The organism is Aeromicrobium sp. (assembly GCF_047606445.1).
Lineage (GTDB): Bacteria > Actinomycetota > Actinomycetes > Propionibacteriales > Nocardioidaceae > Aeromicrobium.
In genome coordinates, this window is record NZ_JASGEK010000040.1 from 1 (window position 1) to 17,507 (window position 17,507).

A 17,507-nucleotide genomic window follows, 5' to 3' on the forward strand; every position below is an offset into this window, starting at 1 on the left:
AAGCCAACAACGACAACCCCAAGCCCTACACCTGGACAGCCACCGCCGAGGACATCCTCGCCAAAGTCGCCCGCGCCCGGACCACACTCAACGAAATAGTCAACTAAAACTGCGCCGGACCACTAGGGCCTGTTACGTAAGTCGTTTGAGCCAGCGGTCGATGTTGGCGATGTGGATGGTGGCGGTGTAGCGGACGGCGAGTTTGTCGTAGCGGGTCGCGAACGCTCGTTTGTGTTTGAGGGCGTCGATGCCGCATTCGACGGCGTGTCGGTCTCGGTAGATCGTGGTGTCGAAGGCCGGTGGTCGTCCTCCTGCGGTCCCGCGTGCGTGGCGGTGTCTGGCCTGGTCGGTTTTGACGGGGATGGTGGCTTCGATCTTGCGTCTTCTCAGATAGGCGCGGTTCGCGGCCGAGGAGTAGGCCTTGTCGCCCAGGACGCGGTCGGGGCGTGTCCTGGGCCTGCCGCGGCCATGACGTGGGACGCTGATGGCCTCCAGGACGGTGATCGTCTGCGGGGAGTCGCCGGCCTGTCCGGGCGTCAGGACGAACCCCAGCACGTGTCGTTGTTGTTCGCAGGCGAGATGGATTTTGGTGGTCCAGCCGCCCCGTGACCGGCCGAACGCGTGGTCGTCGGGCTCGTCGGGAATCCGTTGGCTGCTGTCACGGCGGGCTCCGGCGGCGTGGACATGACCGCGGGCGATGGCCGAGTCGACTGAGACTTGCCAGTCGACCTTCCCGGCGTGGTCGGCGGCCGCGATCAGGCACTGCTCGAGGTGTTCCCACACGCCGAGCAGCTGCCAGGCCGAGAACAGTCCGTAGACCCGCCACCAGGGTCCGTGCCGGTCGGGGACGTCACGCCAGGGGCAGCCGACACGGGTCCGGCGCCGGACGCCGTCGATCAGGCCGCGTAGCGGCCAATGTCGAGGTCGTCCCCGGCCGGAGGTGTCCGGCAGCAGCGGTTCGAGTAGTTCCCACTGCCTGTCGGTCAGGTCATGACGGGACGCGGCGTCTATCCTCGCCACGAGGCCTCCTGCGGTGATGTTGATGCGTAGACACCACCTGCATTACCGGGGAGGCCTCACCGGTATCCACACGCCACGCCGACAACCACTTTCGCAACAGGCCCTAGCGGAGATACGCCCGTCGGACGTTCAGGCGTGGGTCGGCCGGTTGTGCGCGGCCAGTGACGGCGAGGACGGCCGTAAGCCCCTCGCGCCGGCCACGGTCCATGTCATTCACGGTGTGGTGAGCGGGATCTTCAAATCGGCCGTGCGTGACCGGCGCATCCCGTCGAACCCGTGCGAGGCGACGCGCCTTCCCCGCAAGACGAGACGGCAGGTCGTCCCGCTGACCGTCGCCGAGCTCGGTGACCTCGTGGCCGCGCTGCCCGAGCGCATGCGGGGCCTGATCCTGTTCACGGCCGGGACCGGGCTGCGGCAGGGCGAGGCGTTCGGGCTGACCGTCGACCGGATCGACTTCACCGCGCGCACCGTCCAGGTCGATCGGCAGTTGCAGACGATCACCGGCGGCGACGGGTGGGAGTTCCGGCCGCCGAAGACGACGGCCAGCGAGCAGACGGTCCCGATGCCGAAGGTCACCATGGACGCGCTGCGGGCGCACCTGGAGGCGTTCGGGACCGGCGAGCACGGGCTCGTGTTCACCGACGCCGCCGGCGAGCCTCTGCGGCGTTCGTCGTTCGGCCAGTCGGTGTGGCATCCGGCCCGCAAGCGCGCGGGCCTGCGCGAGGGCGTCACGTTCCACGATCTGCGGCACTTCTACGCCTCCCTGCTGATCCGTCACGGGGAGTCGGTGAAGGTGGTGCAGTCGCGTCTGGGGCACGCGAGCGCGTCGGAGACGCTGGACACGTACTCGCACCTGTGGCCGGACTCCGACGACACGACGCGGGCGGCTGTGGACGCGGTCATGACGGCCCCGCCGATGAGCGCCTGACGTTTCCTGTTGCGGACTATTTGCGGACTGCCGACCCTCTCAGGTGGCGTTTTCGCAGGTCAGAGCGTTAGCGCGAATGAGTCGGCCTATAAGCCGGATTCTGTCGGGCCGGAACCCGGGCGACCATCCATCTGGGGCGCCCATCGCTGGGCGCCTCGGTGCGACCTACCCGCTGATGCAGACGAGCAGCCCGTCAGCGCAGATCCGAAGATCCTCGTGGTCTTGCTCCCGGTGGGGTTTACCGAGCCGACGCCGTCACCGACGCCGCTGGTGAGCTCTTACCTCACCGTTTCACCCTTGCCTGTGCCCCCGATCCGAAGATCCGAGGCCATCGGCGGTCTACTTTCTGTGGCACTGTCCCGCACGTCGCCGTGGGTGGCTGTTAGCCACCACCGTGCTCGGTGGAGTCCGGACTTTCCTCAGCCCGCCCGGAGGCGGAGCCGCGGCCGCCCGGCCGACTCATTCGCGCCGCCATCGTACGCCCCGCGCCGGTGTGACCGACGCCCCCTTGGCGCCGGACCGCGCGACCGCTAGATTAAGCGCAGCGAAAGGGAGTAGTCCCCAATCGCCGCATCGACATACTGGGCCGCTTCGACAGGGCTCCGGTGCGGCGGGCCAGCTTGACTGGCGGACGAGACTTTCGACCGGATGGTCAATGACGTGTCCGGTCGATCGGGCTCGTCGGCCCCTTCGTCCGGACGGACGAGGAGACTCCCATGGAGACGGTGTTCATCGCCGCAGGCCTGGTGTTCGTGGCCGAGTTGGGCGACAAGAGCCAGCTGATGGCCATGACCTTCGCGACCCGCTACCGCGCCCGCACCGTGATCCTCGGCATGGGAGTCGCCTGCGCGCTCATCAACCTGGCGTCGGCGCTCGTCGGCGAGGCGTTGGGCGCGTGGTTGCCCGCCGACCTGCTGCGGATCGCCGCGGGCGCGGTGTTCTTGCTGTTCGCGGCGCTGACGGCGTGGTCGCTGTGGCAGGCCGAGGAGGACGAGGAGCCGGAGATCCAGGCGCACAGCGGCCAGGCCTTGCTGGCGGTCGGCACGGCCTTCGCGCTGGCCGAGCTGGGCGACAAGACGATGTTCGCCACGATGACGCTGTCCACGCAGTACCCGTGGGTGTGGGTGTGGCTGGGCAGCACGCTCGGCATGGTCACGTCGATCATGCTGGCGGTGGTGCTGGGCAAGCAGATCCTGAAGGTCGTGCCGGTGCGAGTGGTGCACGCGGTCACCGCCCTCGCCTTCGCCGCCCTCGGCGTGTGGATGCTGCTCGGGTAGACGCACGATGATGGGTTGCGGTAGCCACCGCTGCCACGATCCATCATCGTGCGTCCTCCCCCAGACCGAGAATGATGGATTGAGGTCGCTATCACTGCACAAAGACATCATCCTGCGTGCAAGGGGCGGGGGTCCGACGTGGACGCGGTAGCCTCGCGACGTGCTGATCCTGTTGCCGCCGTCGGAGGGCAAGACCCGTCCTGACCAGGGCGAACCGCTCGACCTCGACTCGCTGTCGTCACCCTCGTTGAACCCGACCCGCGAGCAGATTCTGCGCTCGCTGGTCCGGCTCAGCCAGACCAAGCGGGGCGCGGAGATCCTGGGCCTCGGGCCGACGCAGGCCGAGCATCTGGAGCGCAACGCCGCGCTGCCGTCCGAGCCGACCGCCCCCGCCTCGGAGGTCTACACCGGCGTGCTGTTCGGCGAGCTGGGCCTGGCCACCCTCGACGCCGACGCCCGGGCGCGGGCCGAGGAGCGTCTCGCCGTCGCGTCGGCGCTGTTCGGCCTCGTGCGCCCCGGCGACCGGATCCCCGCCTACAAGTTGTCGGGCGCCACCACGCTCCCCCGCCTCGGCACGGTCGCGAGCCGGTGGAAGCCAGTCATGGGCCGGGCCGTCGCCGAACTCGCCGGCGACGGCCTCGTGCTCGACCTGCGCTCGGGCACCTACGCCCAGTTCGGCCACGCCGAGGGCCTGCCCCGCGCGTCGGTGCGGGTGCTGACCGAGACGAACGGCGTCCGCAAGGTGGTCAGCCACTTCAACAAGGCCACCAAGGGCCAGTTGGTCCGCGCCCTGCTGGTCGAAGGCGCCACGCCGGACTCCGTCGACGAGCTGGTCGAGGTCTGGTCCGACCTCGGCTGGACCGTCGAAGTCCCCGACACCGCCCCCGGCAAGCCGATCCAACTCGACATCGTCACGACCTAACCGCCGCACCGACACAGCCGCATCGCCGAACGGATGCCCGCACGACGCGGGCAGTGCGCGCACCTTCCTCCGGAGAAGTTGTTGTGTCATATCTATTCCTGTCTTGACTCAACAAACATCCTGGACAGAAGGACACCCATGTTCCGAGGCGCCCGCCGCGCCACCTGATCTACCAACGCCTCGACGAGGCCATCGAGGATCTACGTACTCGGATCGGCGGCCTCCCAAGCCCCGTCGAGGCCGAAGCGATCTGGGAGGGGTTGTGGCACCAAGAGGCGCACCATTCGACAGCGATCGAGGGAAACACTCTCGTCGTCAGCGAGGTTCGCAAGTTCCTTGACGAAGGCCGTGCGGTCGGAGCGAAAGAACTCAAGGAGCACATGGAGGTCGTCGGCTACGGAACCACCGCCAAATGGGTCTACGGGCAGGCGTTGGAGCCAGGCGACTGGAGGACCGGCGATCTGCTGACACTCTACGAGGTCCGTACCGTGCATCACAAGACGATGACTCCCGTGTGGAACGTCGCGCCACATCCGCACGCCACTCCAGCCGAGAGCCCCGGCAGTTGGCGTCACCACGACATCCGGCCCTTCGCCGAAGGGATGACGACGCCCCTTCCCTTCGTCGAGATCGACCACCGCATGTCCGACTAGGTCGTCGATGTCAACGAGCTTCACGTTCCCAGCGATATCCCCTTCGTCGAGCGTCTCGCCAAGGTCCACAACGACTTCGAGAGGATCCCCCCTTCCTCGACGGCAACGGGCGCACCGGACGACTACTCCTCAACCTGATGCTCGTACGCCTCGGGTACCCACCCGCGATCGTGTTCAAAGACGAACGGACGAAGTACCTCAAGGCGATGCGCAAAGCCGACCACGGCGGCTACGGGCCGCTCGGCGAGCTCATCGCGCGGGCCGTCACCAACAACCTCTACCGCTTTGTCTTGCCCGCCGCCGAGCGCGGCCGTCTCCGCGCTCAAAAAACCGACCGCGGCATCTGGATGAGTTCGAAGGACTGGGTCGACGACTACCAACGCAACGAATACAAACGCGCCACGCCATCGACCTAGCCGACGCGCGTCACTCCGGGACGAGGGAGAAGCCGCGCAGGGAGGGGAGGCCGTCGGGCCACCAGGCGAGGGTGCTGACGCTGGCGGGGGCCAGCTCCAGTGCGTGGATCGAGGTGATCGGGGCGCCGAGCGCCTCCTTGACCAACATCTTGATCGGCGTGACATGGCTGACCACGACGACGGTGCGGCCGCGATGCTCGTCGAGGATGCGCTCGAGGGCGGCCTGCACGCGCGCGTCGACCTGTTCCAGCGACTCCCCGCCCGGCGGGGCCACGGCGGGCGACTCGAACCACGCGGCCATCTCCTCGGGCCAGCGCTCCATCACCTCGCCGAAGGAATGTCCGTCCCACTCCCCGAAGGCGGCCTCGGCGACGCCGGGCTCGGTGGCGATGTCGAGGCCGGTGGCCTGCGCGACCGCCTCGGCGGTCTGCTGGGCGCGCCGCAGCGGGGAGGCGATCACCGCGTCGACCTGATGATGGCGGCTGATCCACGCCGCCGCGCGGGCCGCCTGCGCCCGGCCCTCCTCGTTAAGGTCGGGATCGGAGCCGCCACTGCCGCAGAACAAGCGCCGCACCGTGTGGTCGGTGACGCCGTGGCGCAGCAGGACCAGCGTGGTCGGCTCGGCGGCCAGCCGCGCGCCGAGGCCGGAGACGACCGGACCGCTCACAGCCCCGACCCGGAGGTGCGCACCAGGATGCGGCTGCACTCGGGGCAGCGCAGCACCTCGTCGACCGGGGCGTCGACGATCTCGCGCAGGTCGGCGCCGTTGAGCTCCAAGCGGCAGCCCTCGCAGCGCTTGGCCCGCAGCGGCGCGGCGCCGGATCCGTACTGGCCGCGCACCTTCTCGTAGAGAGTCACGAGGGCGTCGGGGAGCCGTTCGGCCAAGGCCTGACGCTCGGCCGCGACCTCGGCGCGGGAGGCGTCGAGGTCGGCGAAGGCTGCGTCGCGGACGGCGGCCGCCTCGGCGATCTTGGCCCGCACCGCCTCCAACTCCCCCACCACTCGGCGGTGCTCGGCCTCGGCCCGCTCCAGGCGGTCCATGACCTCGAGCTCCAGATCCTCCAGCGTCTCGATGCGGCGCAGCAGCGCCTCCATCTCGTGTTCCAGATGGGAGAGGTCTTTAGGATTGGTGATGGCACCGGAGTTCAAGCGCTTCTCGTCGCGCTCGCGACGCGTGCGCACCAATTCGACCTCGTTCTCGGCCCGGCGCACCTCGCGGCGGAGGTCGCCAGCGAGCGTGTCGGCCTCGACGCGCTCGCCGTCGAGCCGCTTCTCCTCGGCCGCCAACTCGGCGAGCACCGCGATCTCCGGCAGCGCGCCGCGCCGATGCGCGAGCTGGCCCAGCCGGGCGTCGCAGGCGGCGAGGTCGAGCAGTGTGAGTTGGTCGTGCGAGGCGGCTTTCACGACGGGCTCCCAGGGGTGTCGGCGGCGAGGGTCATCGTCCACGGGTCGGTGACGATGGTCGAGACGTGTGTGCTGAGCGTAGCGCCGAGGCGTTCGGCCAACGCGGCGGCCGCGACGGGCAGCCAGGTCCACTCGGCGGCCCAGTGCGGGACGTCGACCACGGCGCACGAGCCAGGGCGCTCCCGGTGCTCGCTGACGACGTGGTGTCTGAGGTCGGAGGTGACGTAGACGTCGGCGCCGGCGCGGGTGGCGGCGTCGAGCAGGAAGTCGCCGGCGCCGCCGCAGAGCGCGACCGTGCGCACCGGCTGGTCGGGGTCGCCCGCGACACGCGTGGCTCCCTGATGAGCGGGCAGGGCTGATCGGACCTGTCGGGCGAACTCGGCCAACGTCGTCGGCTCGGGCAACTCGCCGATCCGGCCCATGCCACGATCGGTCGGCTCCGGCTCGGCGCTGACGACGTCGTACGCCGGGACCTCGTAGGGATGCGCGGCGATCAGGGCCGCGCGCACCGCCTCGCGACGAGCCGGGGCGGCGACGAGCCGCAGGCAAGTCTCCTCCACATGTTCGACCTCGCCGACCTGCCCGACAGCGGGGTTCGCGCCGTCGAGCGGGCGGAACTGGCCGACGCCGGAGGAGCCGAAAGCGGCGCGGTCGTAGCCGTCGTAGCGTCCGGCTCCGGCGTCGTGCAGGGCGGCCAGCACGCGGCCTGAGACGGCGTGCGGGACGAACACGGTCCACACGTCGCGCCGCTCCCCCGTCGCCGCCTGCAAGGGCCGGGCGTCGACCAGCCCGAAGGCGTCGGCCATCGCCGCCGAGACGCCCAAAGCGGGGATGTCGGCGTTGGTGTGACAGGTGTGCAGCGCGACGCCGTTCGACAGCAGCGTGTGGGCGACCCGCCCCTTGGGGTCGCTGGCCGCGATGGAGGTGACCCCGCGCAGCCACAGCGGGTGGTGGGCGACGACGAGGTCGTAGCCGCCCGCGACCGCCTCGTCGGCCACCGCCTGGACGGGATCGACGGCGAACAGCACCTTCGCGACCTCGGCGTCAGGGTCGCCGAGCGCGGTGCCGACCGCGTCCCACGACTCCGCCGTCCCCGGCGGGTAGAGCGTGTCGAGCACCGCCGCGACCTCGGACAACGTAGGCATGACGCTCAGGCTATCCCGCCTGGGCGAGCGCGAAGGGGAGCACGGCGGGCGCTCCGGCACGGCGCAGCTCCCGCCCGGCGACCGTCATGGTCCAGCGGCTGTCGATCAGATCGTCGACCAGCAGCACCGGGCCGTCGAGGGCGGCGAGCTGGGACGCCAACTCCTCGCCCACGACGAAACGTCCCCACACCGACGCGAGCCGGTAGGCGCTGTTGCCGCCCGGCCCCGGCGCCGGGATCGACGGGTCGACGTCGAGGGCAGGGAGCAACGGGAGCCGCCCGATCCGCGACAGCCCTTCGGCCAGCGAGCCGACCAATCGGGGGCGACGCAGCGACGGCATCGCCACCACGGCGGCGGGCCGCTGCGCCCACGGCCAGTCGCGCAGCACGCGGACGCAGATCTGCAGGGTGTCCTCGTCGATCGGCGCGTCGGGAGCCGTCGGAGACAGCAGCTCACGCAACCGCCCGCCCCAGCCGAGATCGGTGAGCCGGGCGACGACGCGGCCGGTCTCGACTCGTTCGTCGGCCGTGATCTTGCCGCGCGCGTCGACGCCGAGACGGTCGGCTCCGGTCGGCCAGAGGCCCCGCGCGTCGACCGGGACGCCCGCGCGGTCGAGCGTGGTGGACGCCGACGCCACCGCCTGTTGGTCGACGTCGGTGGCGTACCAGGGACCGGCGCAGACGTCGCAGCGCCCGCAGTCGGCGGCCGTGGGGTCGTCGAGCTCGCGCTGCAAGAGCGCCATGCGGCACTGGTCGCCGCGCTCGTAGGCGAGCATCGCCTGCTGCTCGCGCTCGCGGGCCGCGGCGATGCGCTCATAGCGGTCGGCGTCGTACTCCCACGGCTCGCCGGTAGCGACCCAGCCGCCCTGCACGCGGCGCACCGCGCCCTCGACGTCGAGCACCTTGAGCAGCAGCTCGAGCTTCGTGCGCCGCAGGTCGACACGGGTCTCCAGCGCCGGGACCGACAGCGGCTCGGGGCCGAGCGCGTCGATCACCGCCGCCGCGCGCTCCGGCGACGGCATCGAGGCTGTGGCGAAGTAGTGCCAGATCTCCGGGTCCTCGCGCCCGGGCAGCAGCAGGACGTCGGCGTGGTCGGTGGCGCGGCCCGCGCGGCCGACCTGCTGGTAGTAGGCCACCGGCGAGGACGGCGCGCCGAGGTGGACGACGAAGCCGAGGTCGGGCTTGTCGAAGCCCATGCCGAGCGCGCTGGTGGCGACGAGCGCCTTGACCTCGTTGTCCTTCAGCGCGTCCTCCTGCCGCTGCCGCTCGTCGGGGTCGGTGCGGCCGGTGTAGGCGGCCACCCGATAGCCCGCCTCGGTCAGCAGCCGGGCGGTGTCCTCAGCGGCCGAGACGGTGAGGGCGTAGACGATGCCGCTGCCGGGCAGATCGTCCAGATGCGCGGCGAGCCAGCCAAGCCGTTCGCGCGGGCCGGGCAGCGTGAGCACGCCGAGACGCAGCGAGTCGCGAGCCAGCGAGCCGCGCAGGGTGAGCACGTCGTCGCCCAACTGCTCGGCGACGTCGGCCACCACGCGTCCGTTGGCCGTGGCGGTGGTGGCGAGCACCCGGACGTCGTCGGAGAGCCCCGCGATGAGCGCGGCGATCCGCCGGTAGTCGGGACGGAAGTCGTGCCCCCAGTCGGACACGCAGTGCGCCTCGTCGATGACCAGCAGCCCGCTGCGCGCCAACAGCCCGGGCAACTGCTCCTCCCGGAAGCGCGGGTTGTTGAGCCGTTCGGGCGAGACCAGCAGGACGTCGACCTCGTCGGCGGCCAGCCTCGCCGAGACCTCGCCCCACTCGTGGGCGTTGGCCGAGTTGATGGCGACCGCCCGCACCCCGGCCCGCTCCGCCGCGGCGACCTGGTCGCGCATCAGCGCGAGCAGCGGCGAGATGAGCAGCGTCGGCCCGGCCCCGCGCGCCCGCAATAGGGCAGTCGCGATGAAGTAGACCGCCGATTTGCCCCAGCCGGTGCGCTGCACGACGAGCGTGCGACGCCCCTCGTCGACCAGCGCGCGGATCGCCTCCCACTGCCCGTGGTGGAAGACGGCGTCGTCGTGTCCGGTGAGACGGCGCAGGGCGGCCAGGGCGGCGGACTCGGTGGTGGCGTCAGGCATAGGCTCATCGTGTCAGGAGGCGCCGACACGCCCCTCGCGTTATCCACAGGAGGCCCTATGACCGAGGTCGGACGACGGTCCTTCCCACCTGTGCTGCTCGTCGCGCTCGGCGGCACGGTCGGCACCGCCGCGCGGCATATGGTCGGGCCGTCCATTCCTGATCTTGGACGCCTCCCCGCCGGGATCCTGACGGTGAACCTCGTCGGTTGCTTCCTGCTCGGCTGCCTGGCCGAGACGCTGAGCCGCCGGGGCGACGACACCGGGCGACGCCGTGACGCCCGCCTGCTCCTCGGCACCGGGGTGATCGGCGGTTTCACCACCTACAGCGCTCTCGCCGTCGACACCGCCGCCCTGCTGCGCGACGACGCGGTGGCGACCGCCGTGCTCTACGCCGTCGGCACCGTCGTGCTGGGCGCCGTCGCCGTCGCCGTCGGCATCGCCGTCGGACGACGCCTCCCCGGACCGAGGCAGGCCTCGTGAGCGCGCTCGTCCCGGTGGCCGTCGCGGTCGCCGGCGGCGTCGGGAGCGCCGGACGCTATCTCGTCGACCAGGCCGTGACCGCCCGTCACTCCCGACGTTTCCCCTGGGGCATCGTCGTGGTGAACCTGACCGGGTCGTTCGCGCTCGGCCTCGTCGTGGGCCTCGCGGCCCGGCACCTGTCCGACGACGTCGCGCTCGTCGTCGGCGTCGGCCTGCTCGGCGGCTACACGACGTTCAGCACCGCCACGGTCGACACCGTGCGGCTGCTGTCCGACCGACGCCATCTCACCGCCGGCCTGCACGGGCTCGGCGTACTGGCGGCGTGCGTGGGCCTGGCGGCGCTCGGCCTCGCGCTGACCGCTTAAGCGACGACGAACGCGCCCAACATGGCGCCGATGAGCTCTTGCAGCTGCGTCACGTCGGCCTCGTCGGCGTCGGACTCCAGCAAGGCGTCGCGCATGGCGACCTCGTAGGCGCCCATGAGCGCGACGGCGGCCTGCTCGACGCTGAGCACGAGCCGTCCGCCGAGCAGGGTCACGCCACGTTCCAGCACGCTCATGATCTCGCCGCAGGTCTGCTGCCACAACTCGCGGTGGATGTCGGCGACCGCCCGCTCCCGCACCCCGTGCGTCACGAACTCCAGATGGACCAGGAAGCTCGTGCGGTCGCTCGGATAGGCGGCGAGGAAGCTCTCCGCGGCCCGCAGCACCGCCTGCACGCCGTCCTCGCCCTCGCGCGGAGCGGCGTCGACGACCGCCTCCATCAACTCGACGATGCGCTGCTTCTCCCGTTCGAGGATCTCGCGGACGAGCTCGTCCTTGGAGCGGTAGTTGGAGTAGAAGGCCCCCCGGGTGAAGCCGGCCCGCTCGCAGATCGCCTCGACGCTGGCCGCCTGGATGCCGACCTCGGCCACCAGCTCGCGCCCTGCGGCCACGAGCCGGTCGCGCGTGGCCTCACGCCTCTTCGTCGTCACGCCGTGACGGTAACACCCAGGCCGCTGAACAGCTGAGGGCCGCGCGTCATGCGACGCGCGGCCCTCAGCGGCTAATGGTGGGCGATACTGGGTTCGAACCAGTGACCTCTTCGGTGTGAACGAAGCGCGCTACCACTGCGCCAATCGCCCGCTGTGCGTCAGAAACTGTAGCGCACCGTCTCAGTAGCCCGCACAGAGGCCCTGTCGGTCCCAGACGCCGCCGACACCGCAGTTGACGCCGACCGAGCCACGGGCCAGCTCCAGGTTGACATTCGCGCCCGTGCCGCCGACGTTCAGCACGCCGACGCCGAGCGCGGCGACGTCGTAGCGGTAGTCCGGCACCGCCTGGCTTCCGGTCTCCCAGTCGGGATACAACAGATCCGGGTCAGTCGGGTCGGGGTCGTTCCCGGCGGTCGGGTCGTTCTGCAGATTGGCCCGCAGCGACACGAGACCGTCGACGCCGAGGAAGCCGACCAGCACATCCGCCAGCGCCTCGACCACCGGCGCGGTCGCCGACGACAGCGTGTTCCCGAGAGTCGGGACGACGCCGCCCGACTCGAACAGCGCCGTGTTCAGCACATCGCCGACCACCGGCAAGATGCCCGTCGTCAACGCCGAGACGATGCCGTCGACGAGCGGGGTGACGAGGGCGTTGATCGCCGCTCCCAGCAGACCGGAACGGCTCAGGATCACCGGGTCGACGTCGACGGCCGCCGTCCCGTCCATCACCTCCTGGACCGTTCCGTCGACCGTGACGTTGACAGTGAGGACGTCGAGCGTCTGTCCCAGCACCGTCGCCGACAGCGGGATCTTCACCTCCAGGTGGACGTCGGCGACCAGCAGCGCGTCGCGCACCGCGTCGACGATGTCCTGCACCCAGTTGTCGAGAGCTTGGGTCAACGCGGAGACGAGCGCGTTGGTGACCGCGTCGTTGACCAACAGCTCGGTGTTCGGCGGCAGGCCGTTGAGACCGTGCGCCTGCGAACCGTTGAATCCCTCGCCGCCATAGGCCTCGCCGATCAACGCGGCGAGGTCGACGCGCACCTCGCCCGTGGAGAGATCGAGTTCGACCGTGTCGTTGTCGTCGCTCACGGTCGCGTTCACCAGGCTGCGCGCCGCTGACAGGTCCGCTGTCACCGTCGGACCGACGAGCGTCACCGAGCCCAGGCTCAGCGTGTCGATGACGCCGTTCAGCAGCGCGCCGACGCCGCTGGTGATTCCGCTGACGACGCTCGCGTCGCTGGCGAGGCCGTTCACCGTGGTCTCCGCCGTGTCCAGCGCGCCGGTCGCGGTGGTGCTGAGCCCGGCCACGACAGGCGCGTCGATGACGGCGGCGAGTCCGGCGATCGCGTACGTGCGGTCGAGGTAGGGGTCGATGTCGCCGGTCCAGGCGGCCTGGCAGGCGTCGAGCGTGGAGCGTCCGGCGACCGCGCCGATCTCCAGGCTCAGATCGGCGATGCCGGAGGCCACGTCGCCGACCGCCTCGCCCGTGAGCTGCTGGACCAAGGTCGACAGCTTCAACGTGCCGAGCGTGGGGGTGCTGCCGTCGTCGTTGTTCTGCGTCTGGACGACGCCGGAGTCGTTGACGACGCCGCTCGCACCCTGGGAGTGCCCGTCGCTCTTGGCCCGGGCGAACTGGTTGAGCACGCCGACGTCGTTGGCGAGGTCGAGCGACAAGAACTCGTCGAGCCCGCCGCCCGTCAGCGGCAGGTCGATCAGGCTGAGCGCGTTGACGTCGAGCGGGTTGACGTAGGCGTCGTCGCCCACCGAGCTGGCGTTCGCCGGGTCCGGCTGAGCCCGCGTGCCGTCGTTGGTCACCGTCACGCCGCCGACGGTCGCCACCGTGTCGAGGTCGACCGGCAGCAGGCCGCCGCCGAGCAGCCGGCCCATGCCCCGCGTCTTGAAGATCTCGTCGTCGGCGCAGTTGAGGGTCGCGTAGTCGGCGTAGTCCCACTCCTCGTCGACCCAGGACGCGTTGGAGGCCACCACGACCGTGGCCTGCGCCGCGACGAGCGCGGCGACCGTGGTGCCGGTCGTCCAACGCAGCGACTTGCCGACCGCGCCCCACTGACGCCGGCCGCGACGGGTCGTCGGCTTAGCCTGCTCGACGAGGTCGACCGGCTTCTCGGCCGAGAACCAGAACAGCTCCAGCACCCCGTACCAGAGCATCTGCAGCAGGTACCAGGCCGAACGCAGACGAGACCGGATCATGACGCCTCCCTCCCCCGAGTACGCGCCAAGCAGCCGAGTCCGACCGCGCCGACGCCGATGAGCAACACGGCGAGCACCGGGCCGCCGGTGGCCGGCAGCACCCCCATGGTCGCGGGTCGGTCCGGCGTGCTCGACGGCGGCTGCTCAGGATCGTCGGGATCCTCCGGCGTCACCGACGGCACGTCGCCCGAGCTGTACAAGCCGACGCCGAAATCGCCGCGCACGTTCATGAGCGACTCGTCGTAGGACCCCTCGGCCGGCACGGTCAAGGTGACCACGAGCGACCGTGCGAGACCGCTCTGGATCGGGGCGAGGTCCCACGCCTGTCCTCCGGTGAGGTCGTCGGCGACCGAGACGTCGCGCAACGGCTGAGAGGCCACGATCGGCGTCACAGCCCCCGAACACGTCGGGTACTCGCGCGGATCGGAGCCGGTCAGCGTTCCGTCGCACGCGTCGACGACGATGCGCAGGGGGTACGAGGGGTGGTCGATGAGGGCTCCGTCGCCCCACACCCGCACCACCAGCGTCCCCTCGTCGGCGCCGTCGAGGGTGGCCTCGACCGGCCAATAGCGGCTGTCGCCCGGCGTCAGGTCGAAGAAGGCGCTGCTCGACGGGTCGGCCGTGACCGACAAGTCGCCCTGCTCGTCCTCGGCCAGCGAGGTCGACACCAGTTCGGCGGCCTGGACGCCGAACGAGAGCAGGCCGAGCACGAGCGCCGTCACGGCACCCGCGGCGGCGAGTCTTCTCAGCGTTCTCATGTCTCTTCTCTCACACGGGTTCCGGCACGTTGTCAGGGTCGTTCTCGTCGGCCAGCTCGTCCTCGATCTCCTCGACCGAAGCGGGCCAGAAGGCCCACAGGACGAGCAGTCCTACCAGCAAAACCACCCCTCCCAGGACCAGCGGCGATTTCAGGATCGCCATGACCGGCCCGGCGTACGGGATGGGCCGGTCGGCCCGGTACACCCAGTCGACTTGATACGGGAACAGATCGTCGATCTCGTTGGCGTCGCCGCGCATCACGATCGAACGTTTGCCAGGCTCGCCGGGCATCTCCTCGACGCTCACCACCCGGTGGGTGACCAGCGGCGAGGCGTCGTCGAGGCGGGTGGTGACGATGTCGCCGACCTTCACGTCGGCGGCATCGACCGGATAGGAGAGGACTCCGTGTCCGGCCGGGAGGTCGGGGGCCATCGAGCCAGTCTTGAGCACGATGACCGTGGCCCCCGTCTGGTGGGCGTAGACCGCCCAACCGACAGCCACGAGGCCGAGCAGGCCGGCGGCTCCGAGGACGAGATCTTTGACCAGCCCAGGGAGCCGCCGACCGCGACGCCTGCCGCGATCTGCGACATGCCGCCGCTCAGCCATGCGTCATGCCGTCAGCTGGAGGTCGCGTGGAAGCGCCACGCGGGGAAGACCTTGAGGCCCTGTAGCGTCTGCGTGGTCGCGTTGTCCGGCAGCGTGATCGCGAAGCAGTAGTACTGCACGTTGCCCCGCGCGGCACTGAGCGACTGCGTGCCGGTCGTCACAGAGTCGCTGAACGCCGAGTCGGTCACGATGGCCGTGCCCGCACTGGCGAAGTCCGTCTGGCAGTTGGCAGCCGTGGCAGCGTCGTCGGTGACCCTCACCGAGTAGATCAGGTTGTCCCAGAGCAGTCCGTCCGGATCGTCGGCGGTCTTGCCGTTCGCCGCGACTGCGGGGGTCGTGAGGGTGAGCGTGCCGGCGACCGATTCGGCGGTGGTGGTGAGCGCGACCGGCGCGTAGATCGTGGTCCCCGGAGTCAGACCAGTGGGGTCGACGTCGAACAGCAGTGCGTTGCCCGGGTTGGTCTCGTGATCGGTGAAGCTGCTGGCCGTGGTGGGCGCGGTCGCTCCCTCCCAGGCGTTCTGCTGCACCTCGAACTCGCTCGTGCCGACGCCCTCGTCACCGCCGCCGCCGGGGCCGAGGCCGCCGAAGACCCATTCGCTGTCGTTCCAGGCCGCCAGCGACAGAACCGCCGCCAGGCCGAGCGCCAGACCGGCCGAGGCGACCGCCATGACCTTGCGTCGACGGCGCACTCCCTGCGCTTTCTCGCGCGTGTCACTCATCGTGTAATTCCTCCCTCAGAACCAACTGAGACTTCTTATATCCCAGTCAACTCGCATACTACGCCCTCGGCGAGGCCCTGCCCAGCCCCACGGCGACGCCGCGCGAAAAATGACCCGGAAGAACTAGCCCTGTCCCGTCAGCAGTGCGCACGACGATCCCCTCGTCCGACGGGGTACGCGATACGAGGCGTCACTTTCCCCGTCATCCCGGCGACCGAACGGACAGACGAACACTCAGGGGACCCCCCGTTTGGGGTCGGCGGAGACGTGCGCTAGTGTTTCTTCTCGCGCCGGTCGGAAGGCCGGGAACGCACTGCGGACATAGCTCAGTGGTAGAGCATCACCTTGCCAAGGTGAGGGTCGCGAGTTCGAATCTCGTTGTCCGCTCGGAGAGGGTCACCGGCCCATCCAGCGGTGGGTTGGCCGAGAGGCGAGGCAGCGGACTGCAAATCCGTCTACACGGGTTCAAATCCCGTACCCACCTCGACGCTCAAGACTCCCCCGATAACTGAATACGCTCAGGGCGCGATTGGCGCAGCGGTAGCGCGCTTCCCTGACACGGAAGAGGTCACTGGTTCAAACCCAGTATCGCGCACCATCAGAGAACCACCGGAATCCCCCACGGATTCCGGTGGTTCTTTCGTTTTCGACCGGAATTGGAGGGATCGACTGGCGCCACGCTCGCACAGGGCAGCGCCTGCGGACAAGTCGTTCGACAGATACGCCGGACACGGGGAGGCTCGGAGCACGTCTCGTCTCCCACTACGGAAGGGCCGCCATGCGCCTCTTGCAGAAGACTCTCACCATTCCCACGCGGCGTCCGCGATCGGTCGCCGACATCCACGACCTGCGCCGCCACTGGGAGCGGGTGCGGCGTCAGCGCCGGCTGGAGCCCGGGTCGGTGCACATCGCCCTGTTCCTGCCGAACGGCCTCCCCCTCCACCGCATGGTCGTGCTGTCCGGCCTGCACGGCGCGCCCGACCGGGCCAGCTCGGACGGGGTGGGCAAGATCGTCGCCTGACGCACCGGGGTCACCCGTGTTCCAGGCTGTGGACGGGGTGGGTGACAGATCACCGCCGCCCGGCTATTTTGCCGATACTGCTTCACTGATCGGGGGATCACATGCGTTCGTCGCGCCTACTCGCCGTATTTCTGCTCGTAGTGCTGATCGTCGTGCCGGGCTGCTCGAAACAGCCCGAGCCCATCGAGCCGGACCCCACGCCCACTCCGGTCGAGCCGGTCCTGCCCGAGGCAGCGAAGGAGAACACCGAGGACGGGGCGCTGGCCTTCCTCGAGCACTACCTCGCCGTCATGGACTACGCGTCATCCACCGGCGACGTCACCCAGCTCACCGAGCTGAGCCACCCCGAATGCACCGGATGTCGGACCTACATCGACCTCTACACCGACTACTACGAAGGCGGCGGCTGGTTCAAAGGAGGAGATCAGACCCTCGACAACACCGCTATCCAGATGATCGACGGAGAAGTGCTCATCACAGCAGACATTTCCCTCACGGCAGGAAGCTCTCAAGCACCCGACGCAGACGTGCCCTCCCAACACAAGGCAAGCACTGAACAAGTCACCCACGGCATGTTCTGGGTCGAAGACCGTTGGCTGCTGACTCAGATGTTCCTCGGAGAGGTGCCGACATCATGATCCGCGCCCTGTGTGGACTGGCCCTGATCAGCAGCCTCCTGACGGGCACCAGCTTCACTCCAACCCCGGAAGAACGCGGCGTCCATATCGAAGCAGAGCGTTACACGCCCGGCAAGGCCTGGTCCACCCCAAGCAGACCCTGGACCAACACCACCAACCAGAACACCACACCCGCCACCGCCACCACACGACCCCTCGCACTCGCCTGCGCGATCGGCGACCCCC

At 69.9% G+C, this 17,507-nt stretch carries 20 protein-coding genes, 4 tRNA genes and 1 other RNA gene; 12 read left to right on the top strand and 13 right to left on the bottom strand.

Features of this window, described 5'->3' with window-relative positions; translation table 11 throughout:
- Nucleotides 1-132 precede the first annotated feature (132 nt).
- Entirely contained in the window at nucleotides 133-1,011 is an 879-nt protein-coding gene (locus QM621_RS08740) for an IS5 family transposase (RefSeq protein ID WP_414990013.1), read from the bottom strand.
- A 256-nt stretch (nucleotides 1,012-1,267) separates the two neighbouring features.
- Between QM621_RS08740 and QM621_RS08745 the strand changes: the two genes are divergently transcribed.
- Nucleotides 1,268-1,948, top strand: coding sequence for a tyrosine-type recombinase/integrase (locus tag QM621_RS08745; protein ID WP_414989994.1), 681 nt, complete (start codon nucleotides 1,268-1,270; stop codon nucleotides 1,946-1,948).
- A gap of 73 nt (nucleotides 1,949-2,021) precedes the next feature.
- Here the strand turns inward: QM621_RS08745 and rnpB are convergent.
- Nucleotides 2,022-2,410: RNase P RNA component class A (rnpB, locus tag QM621_RS08750), an RNA gene on the bottom strand.
- 254 nt (nucleotides 2,411-2,664) lie between these two features.
- Between rnpB and QM621_RS08755 the strand changes: the two genes are divergently transcribed.
- Both QM621_RS08755 and QM621_RS08760 read left to right on the top strand, forming a co-directional pair.
- Entirely contained in the window at nucleotides 2,665-3,225 is a 561-nt protein-coding gene (locus QM621_RS08755) for a TMEM165/GDT1 family protein (RefSeq protein WP_414989995.1), read from the top strand.
- A gap of 160 nt (nucleotides 3,226-3,385) precedes the next feature.
- Nucleotides 3,386-4,147 carry a YaaA family protein gene (locus QM621_RS08760; protein WP_414989996.1) on the top strand — a complete coding sequence of 254 codons (762 nt, stop codon included), beginning with the start codon at nucleotides 3,386-3,388 and terminating at the stop codon, nucleotides 4,145-4,147.
- 200 nt (nucleotides 4,148-4,347) lie between these two features.
- Here QM621_RS08760 and QM621_RS08765 read toward each other — a convergent pair whose 3' ends face one another.
- Entirely contained in the window at nucleotides 4,348-4,869 is a 522-nt protein-coding gene (locus QM621_RS08765) for a hypothetical protein (protein ID WP_414989997.1), read from the bottom strand.
- A 68-nt stretch (nucleotides 4,870-4,937) separates the two neighbouring features.
- Here QM621_RS08765 and QM621_RS08770 point away from each other — a divergent pair, with 68 nt between their 5' ends.
- The gene (locus QM621_RS08770; RefSeq protein ID WP_414989998.1) at nucleotides 4,938-5,216 is read left to right on the top strand and encodes a hypothetical protein; all 279 of its coding nucleotides are present in this window, start codon (nucleotides 4,938-4,940) and stop codon (nucleotides 5,214-5,216) included.
- A gap of 10 nt (nucleotides 5,217-5,226) precedes the next feature.
- On the opposite strand, the gene QM621_RS08775 is transcribed toward QM621_RS08770, so the two are convergent.
- Genes QM621_RS08775 through QM621_RS08790 form a run of 4 tightly spaced genes read right to left on the bottom strand, consistent with a single transcriptional unit; the run spans nucleotide 5,227 to nucleotide 9,875 of the window.
- Nucleotides 5,227-5,883, bottom strand: a complete 657-nt coding sequence (locus QM621_RS08775; RefSeq protein ID WP_414989999.1) for a histidine phosphatase family protein — start codon at nucleotides 5,881-5,883, stop codon at nucleotides 5,227-5,229.
- Nucleotides 5,880-6,620, bottom strand: a complete 741-nt coding sequence (locus QM621_RS08780; RefSeq protein WP_414990000.1) for a zinc ribbon domain-containing protein — start codon at nucleotides 6,618-6,620, stop codon at nucleotides 5,880-5,882. Before QM621_RS08780 ends, QM621_RS08775 begins: the two co-directional genes overlap by 4 nt.
- Nucleotides 6,617-7,765 carry a Nif3-like dinuclear metal center hexameric protein gene (locus QM621_RS08785; RefSeq protein WP_414990001.1) on the bottom strand — a complete coding sequence of 383 codons (1,149 nt, stop codon included), beginning with the start codon at nucleotides 7,763-7,765 and terminating at the stop codon, nucleotides 6,617-6,619. Before QM621_RS08785 ends, QM621_RS08780 begins: the two co-directional genes overlap by 4 nt.
- Nucleotides 7,766-7,775: 10 nt before the next feature.
- Entirely contained in the window at nucleotides 7,776-9,875 is a 2,100-nt protein-coding gene (locus QM621_RS08790; protein WP_414990002.1) for a RecQ family ATP-dependent DNA helicase, read from the bottom strand.
- 57 nt (nucleotides 9,876-9,932) lie between these two features.
- Between QM621_RS08790 and crcB the strand changes: the two genes are divergently transcribed.
- Together crcB and QM621_RS08800 are read left to right on the top strand one after the other, a co-directional pair.
- On the top strand, nucleotides 9,933-10,355 hold the full coding sequence (crcB, locus tag QM621_RS08795; RefSeq protein ID WP_414990003.1) for a fluoride efflux transporter CrcB: 423 nt from the start codon (nucleotides 9,933-9,935) through the stop codon (nucleotides 10,353-10,355).
- Entirely contained in the window at nucleotides 10,352-10,720 is a 369-nt protein-coding gene (locus tag QM621_RS08800; RefSeq protein WP_414990004.1) for a fluoride efflux transporter FluC, read from the top strand. The genes crcB and QM621_RS08800 overlap by 4 nt, the downstream gene beginning before the upstream one ends.
- On the opposite strand, the gene QM621_RS08805 is transcribed toward QM621_RS08800, so the two are convergent.
- The 6 genes from QM621_RS08805 to QM621_RS08830 form a co-directional block, all read right to left on the bottom strand.
- Nucleotides 10,717-11,328: a TetR/AcrR family transcriptional regulator gene (locus QM621_RS08805; protein ID WP_414990005.1), complete on the bottom strand. Its 612-nt coding sequence runs from the start codon at nucleotides 11,326-11,328 to the stop codon at nucleotides 10,717-10,719. The two genes, QM621_RS08800 and QM621_RS08805, sit on opposite strands and share 4 nt — an antisense overlap.
- Before the next feature lie 75 nt (nucleotides 11,329-11,403).
- Nucleotides 11,404-11,478, bottom strand: a tRNA-Val gene (locus tag QM621_RS08810).
- Between the two features lie 30 nt (nucleotides 11,479-11,508).
- Entirely contained in the window at nucleotides 11,509-13,539 is a 2,031-nt protein-coding gene (locus QM621_RS08815) for a choice-of-anchor G family protein (RefSeq protein WP_414990006.1), read from the bottom strand.
- Entirely contained in the window at nucleotides 13,536-14,297 is a 762-nt protein-coding gene (locus QM621_RS08820; RefSeq protein ID WP_414990007.1) for a hypothetical protein, read from the bottom strand. The genes QM621_RS08815 and QM621_RS08820 overlap by 4 nt, the downstream gene beginning before the upstream one ends.
- A 10-nt stretch (nucleotides 14,298-14,307) precedes the next feature.
- A complete protein-coding gene (locus tag QM621_RS08825; protein WP_414990008.1) occupies nucleotides 14,308-14,904 on the bottom strand; it encodes a signal peptidase I in 597 nt (198 codons plus the stop codon).
- A gap of 11 nt (nucleotides 14,905-14,915) precedes the next feature.
- Nucleotides 14,916-15,623: a hypothetical protein gene (locus QM621_RS08830; RefSeq protein WP_414990009.1), complete on the bottom strand. Its 708-nt coding sequence runs from the start codon at nucleotides 15,621-15,623 to the stop codon at nucleotides 14,916-14,918.
- 315 nt (nucleotides 15,624-15,938) lie between these two features.
- On the opposite strand from QM621_RS08830, the gene QM621_RS08835 reads away from it, so the two are divergent.
- The 6 genes from QM621_RS08835 to QM621_RS08860 form a co-directional block, all read left to right on the top strand.
- Nucleotides 15,939-16,010 (top strand) — tRNA-Gly (locus QM621_RS08835).
- Between the two features lie 26 nt (nucleotides 16,011-16,036).
- Nucleotides 16,037-16,107 (top strand) — tRNA-Cys (locus QM621_RS08840).
- 39 nt (nucleotides 16,108-16,146) lie between these two features.
- A tRNA-Val gene (locus QM621_RS08845) sits at nucleotides 16,147-16,221 on the top strand.
- Between the two features lie 180 nt (nucleotides 16,222-16,401).
- A complete protein-coding gene (locus tag QM621_RS08850; RefSeq protein ID WP_414990010.1) occupies nucleotides 16,402-16,644 on the top strand; it encodes a hypothetical protein in 243 nt (80 codons plus the stop codon).
- Between the two features lie 140 nt (nucleotides 16,645-16,784).
- Nucleotides 16,785-17,282 (top strand): DUF6318 family protein, encoded by a 498-nt coding sequence (locus QM621_RS08855; protein WP_414990011.1) that lies wholly within the window; start codon nucleotides 16,785-16,787, stop codon nucleotides 17,280-17,282.
- A partial coding sequence (locus QM621_RS08860) for a hypothetical protein (protein ID WP_414990012.1) occupies nucleotides 17,279-17,507 on the top strand: 229 nt, incomplete at its 3' end. The genes QM621_RS08855 and QM621_RS08860, both read left to right, overlap by 4 nt.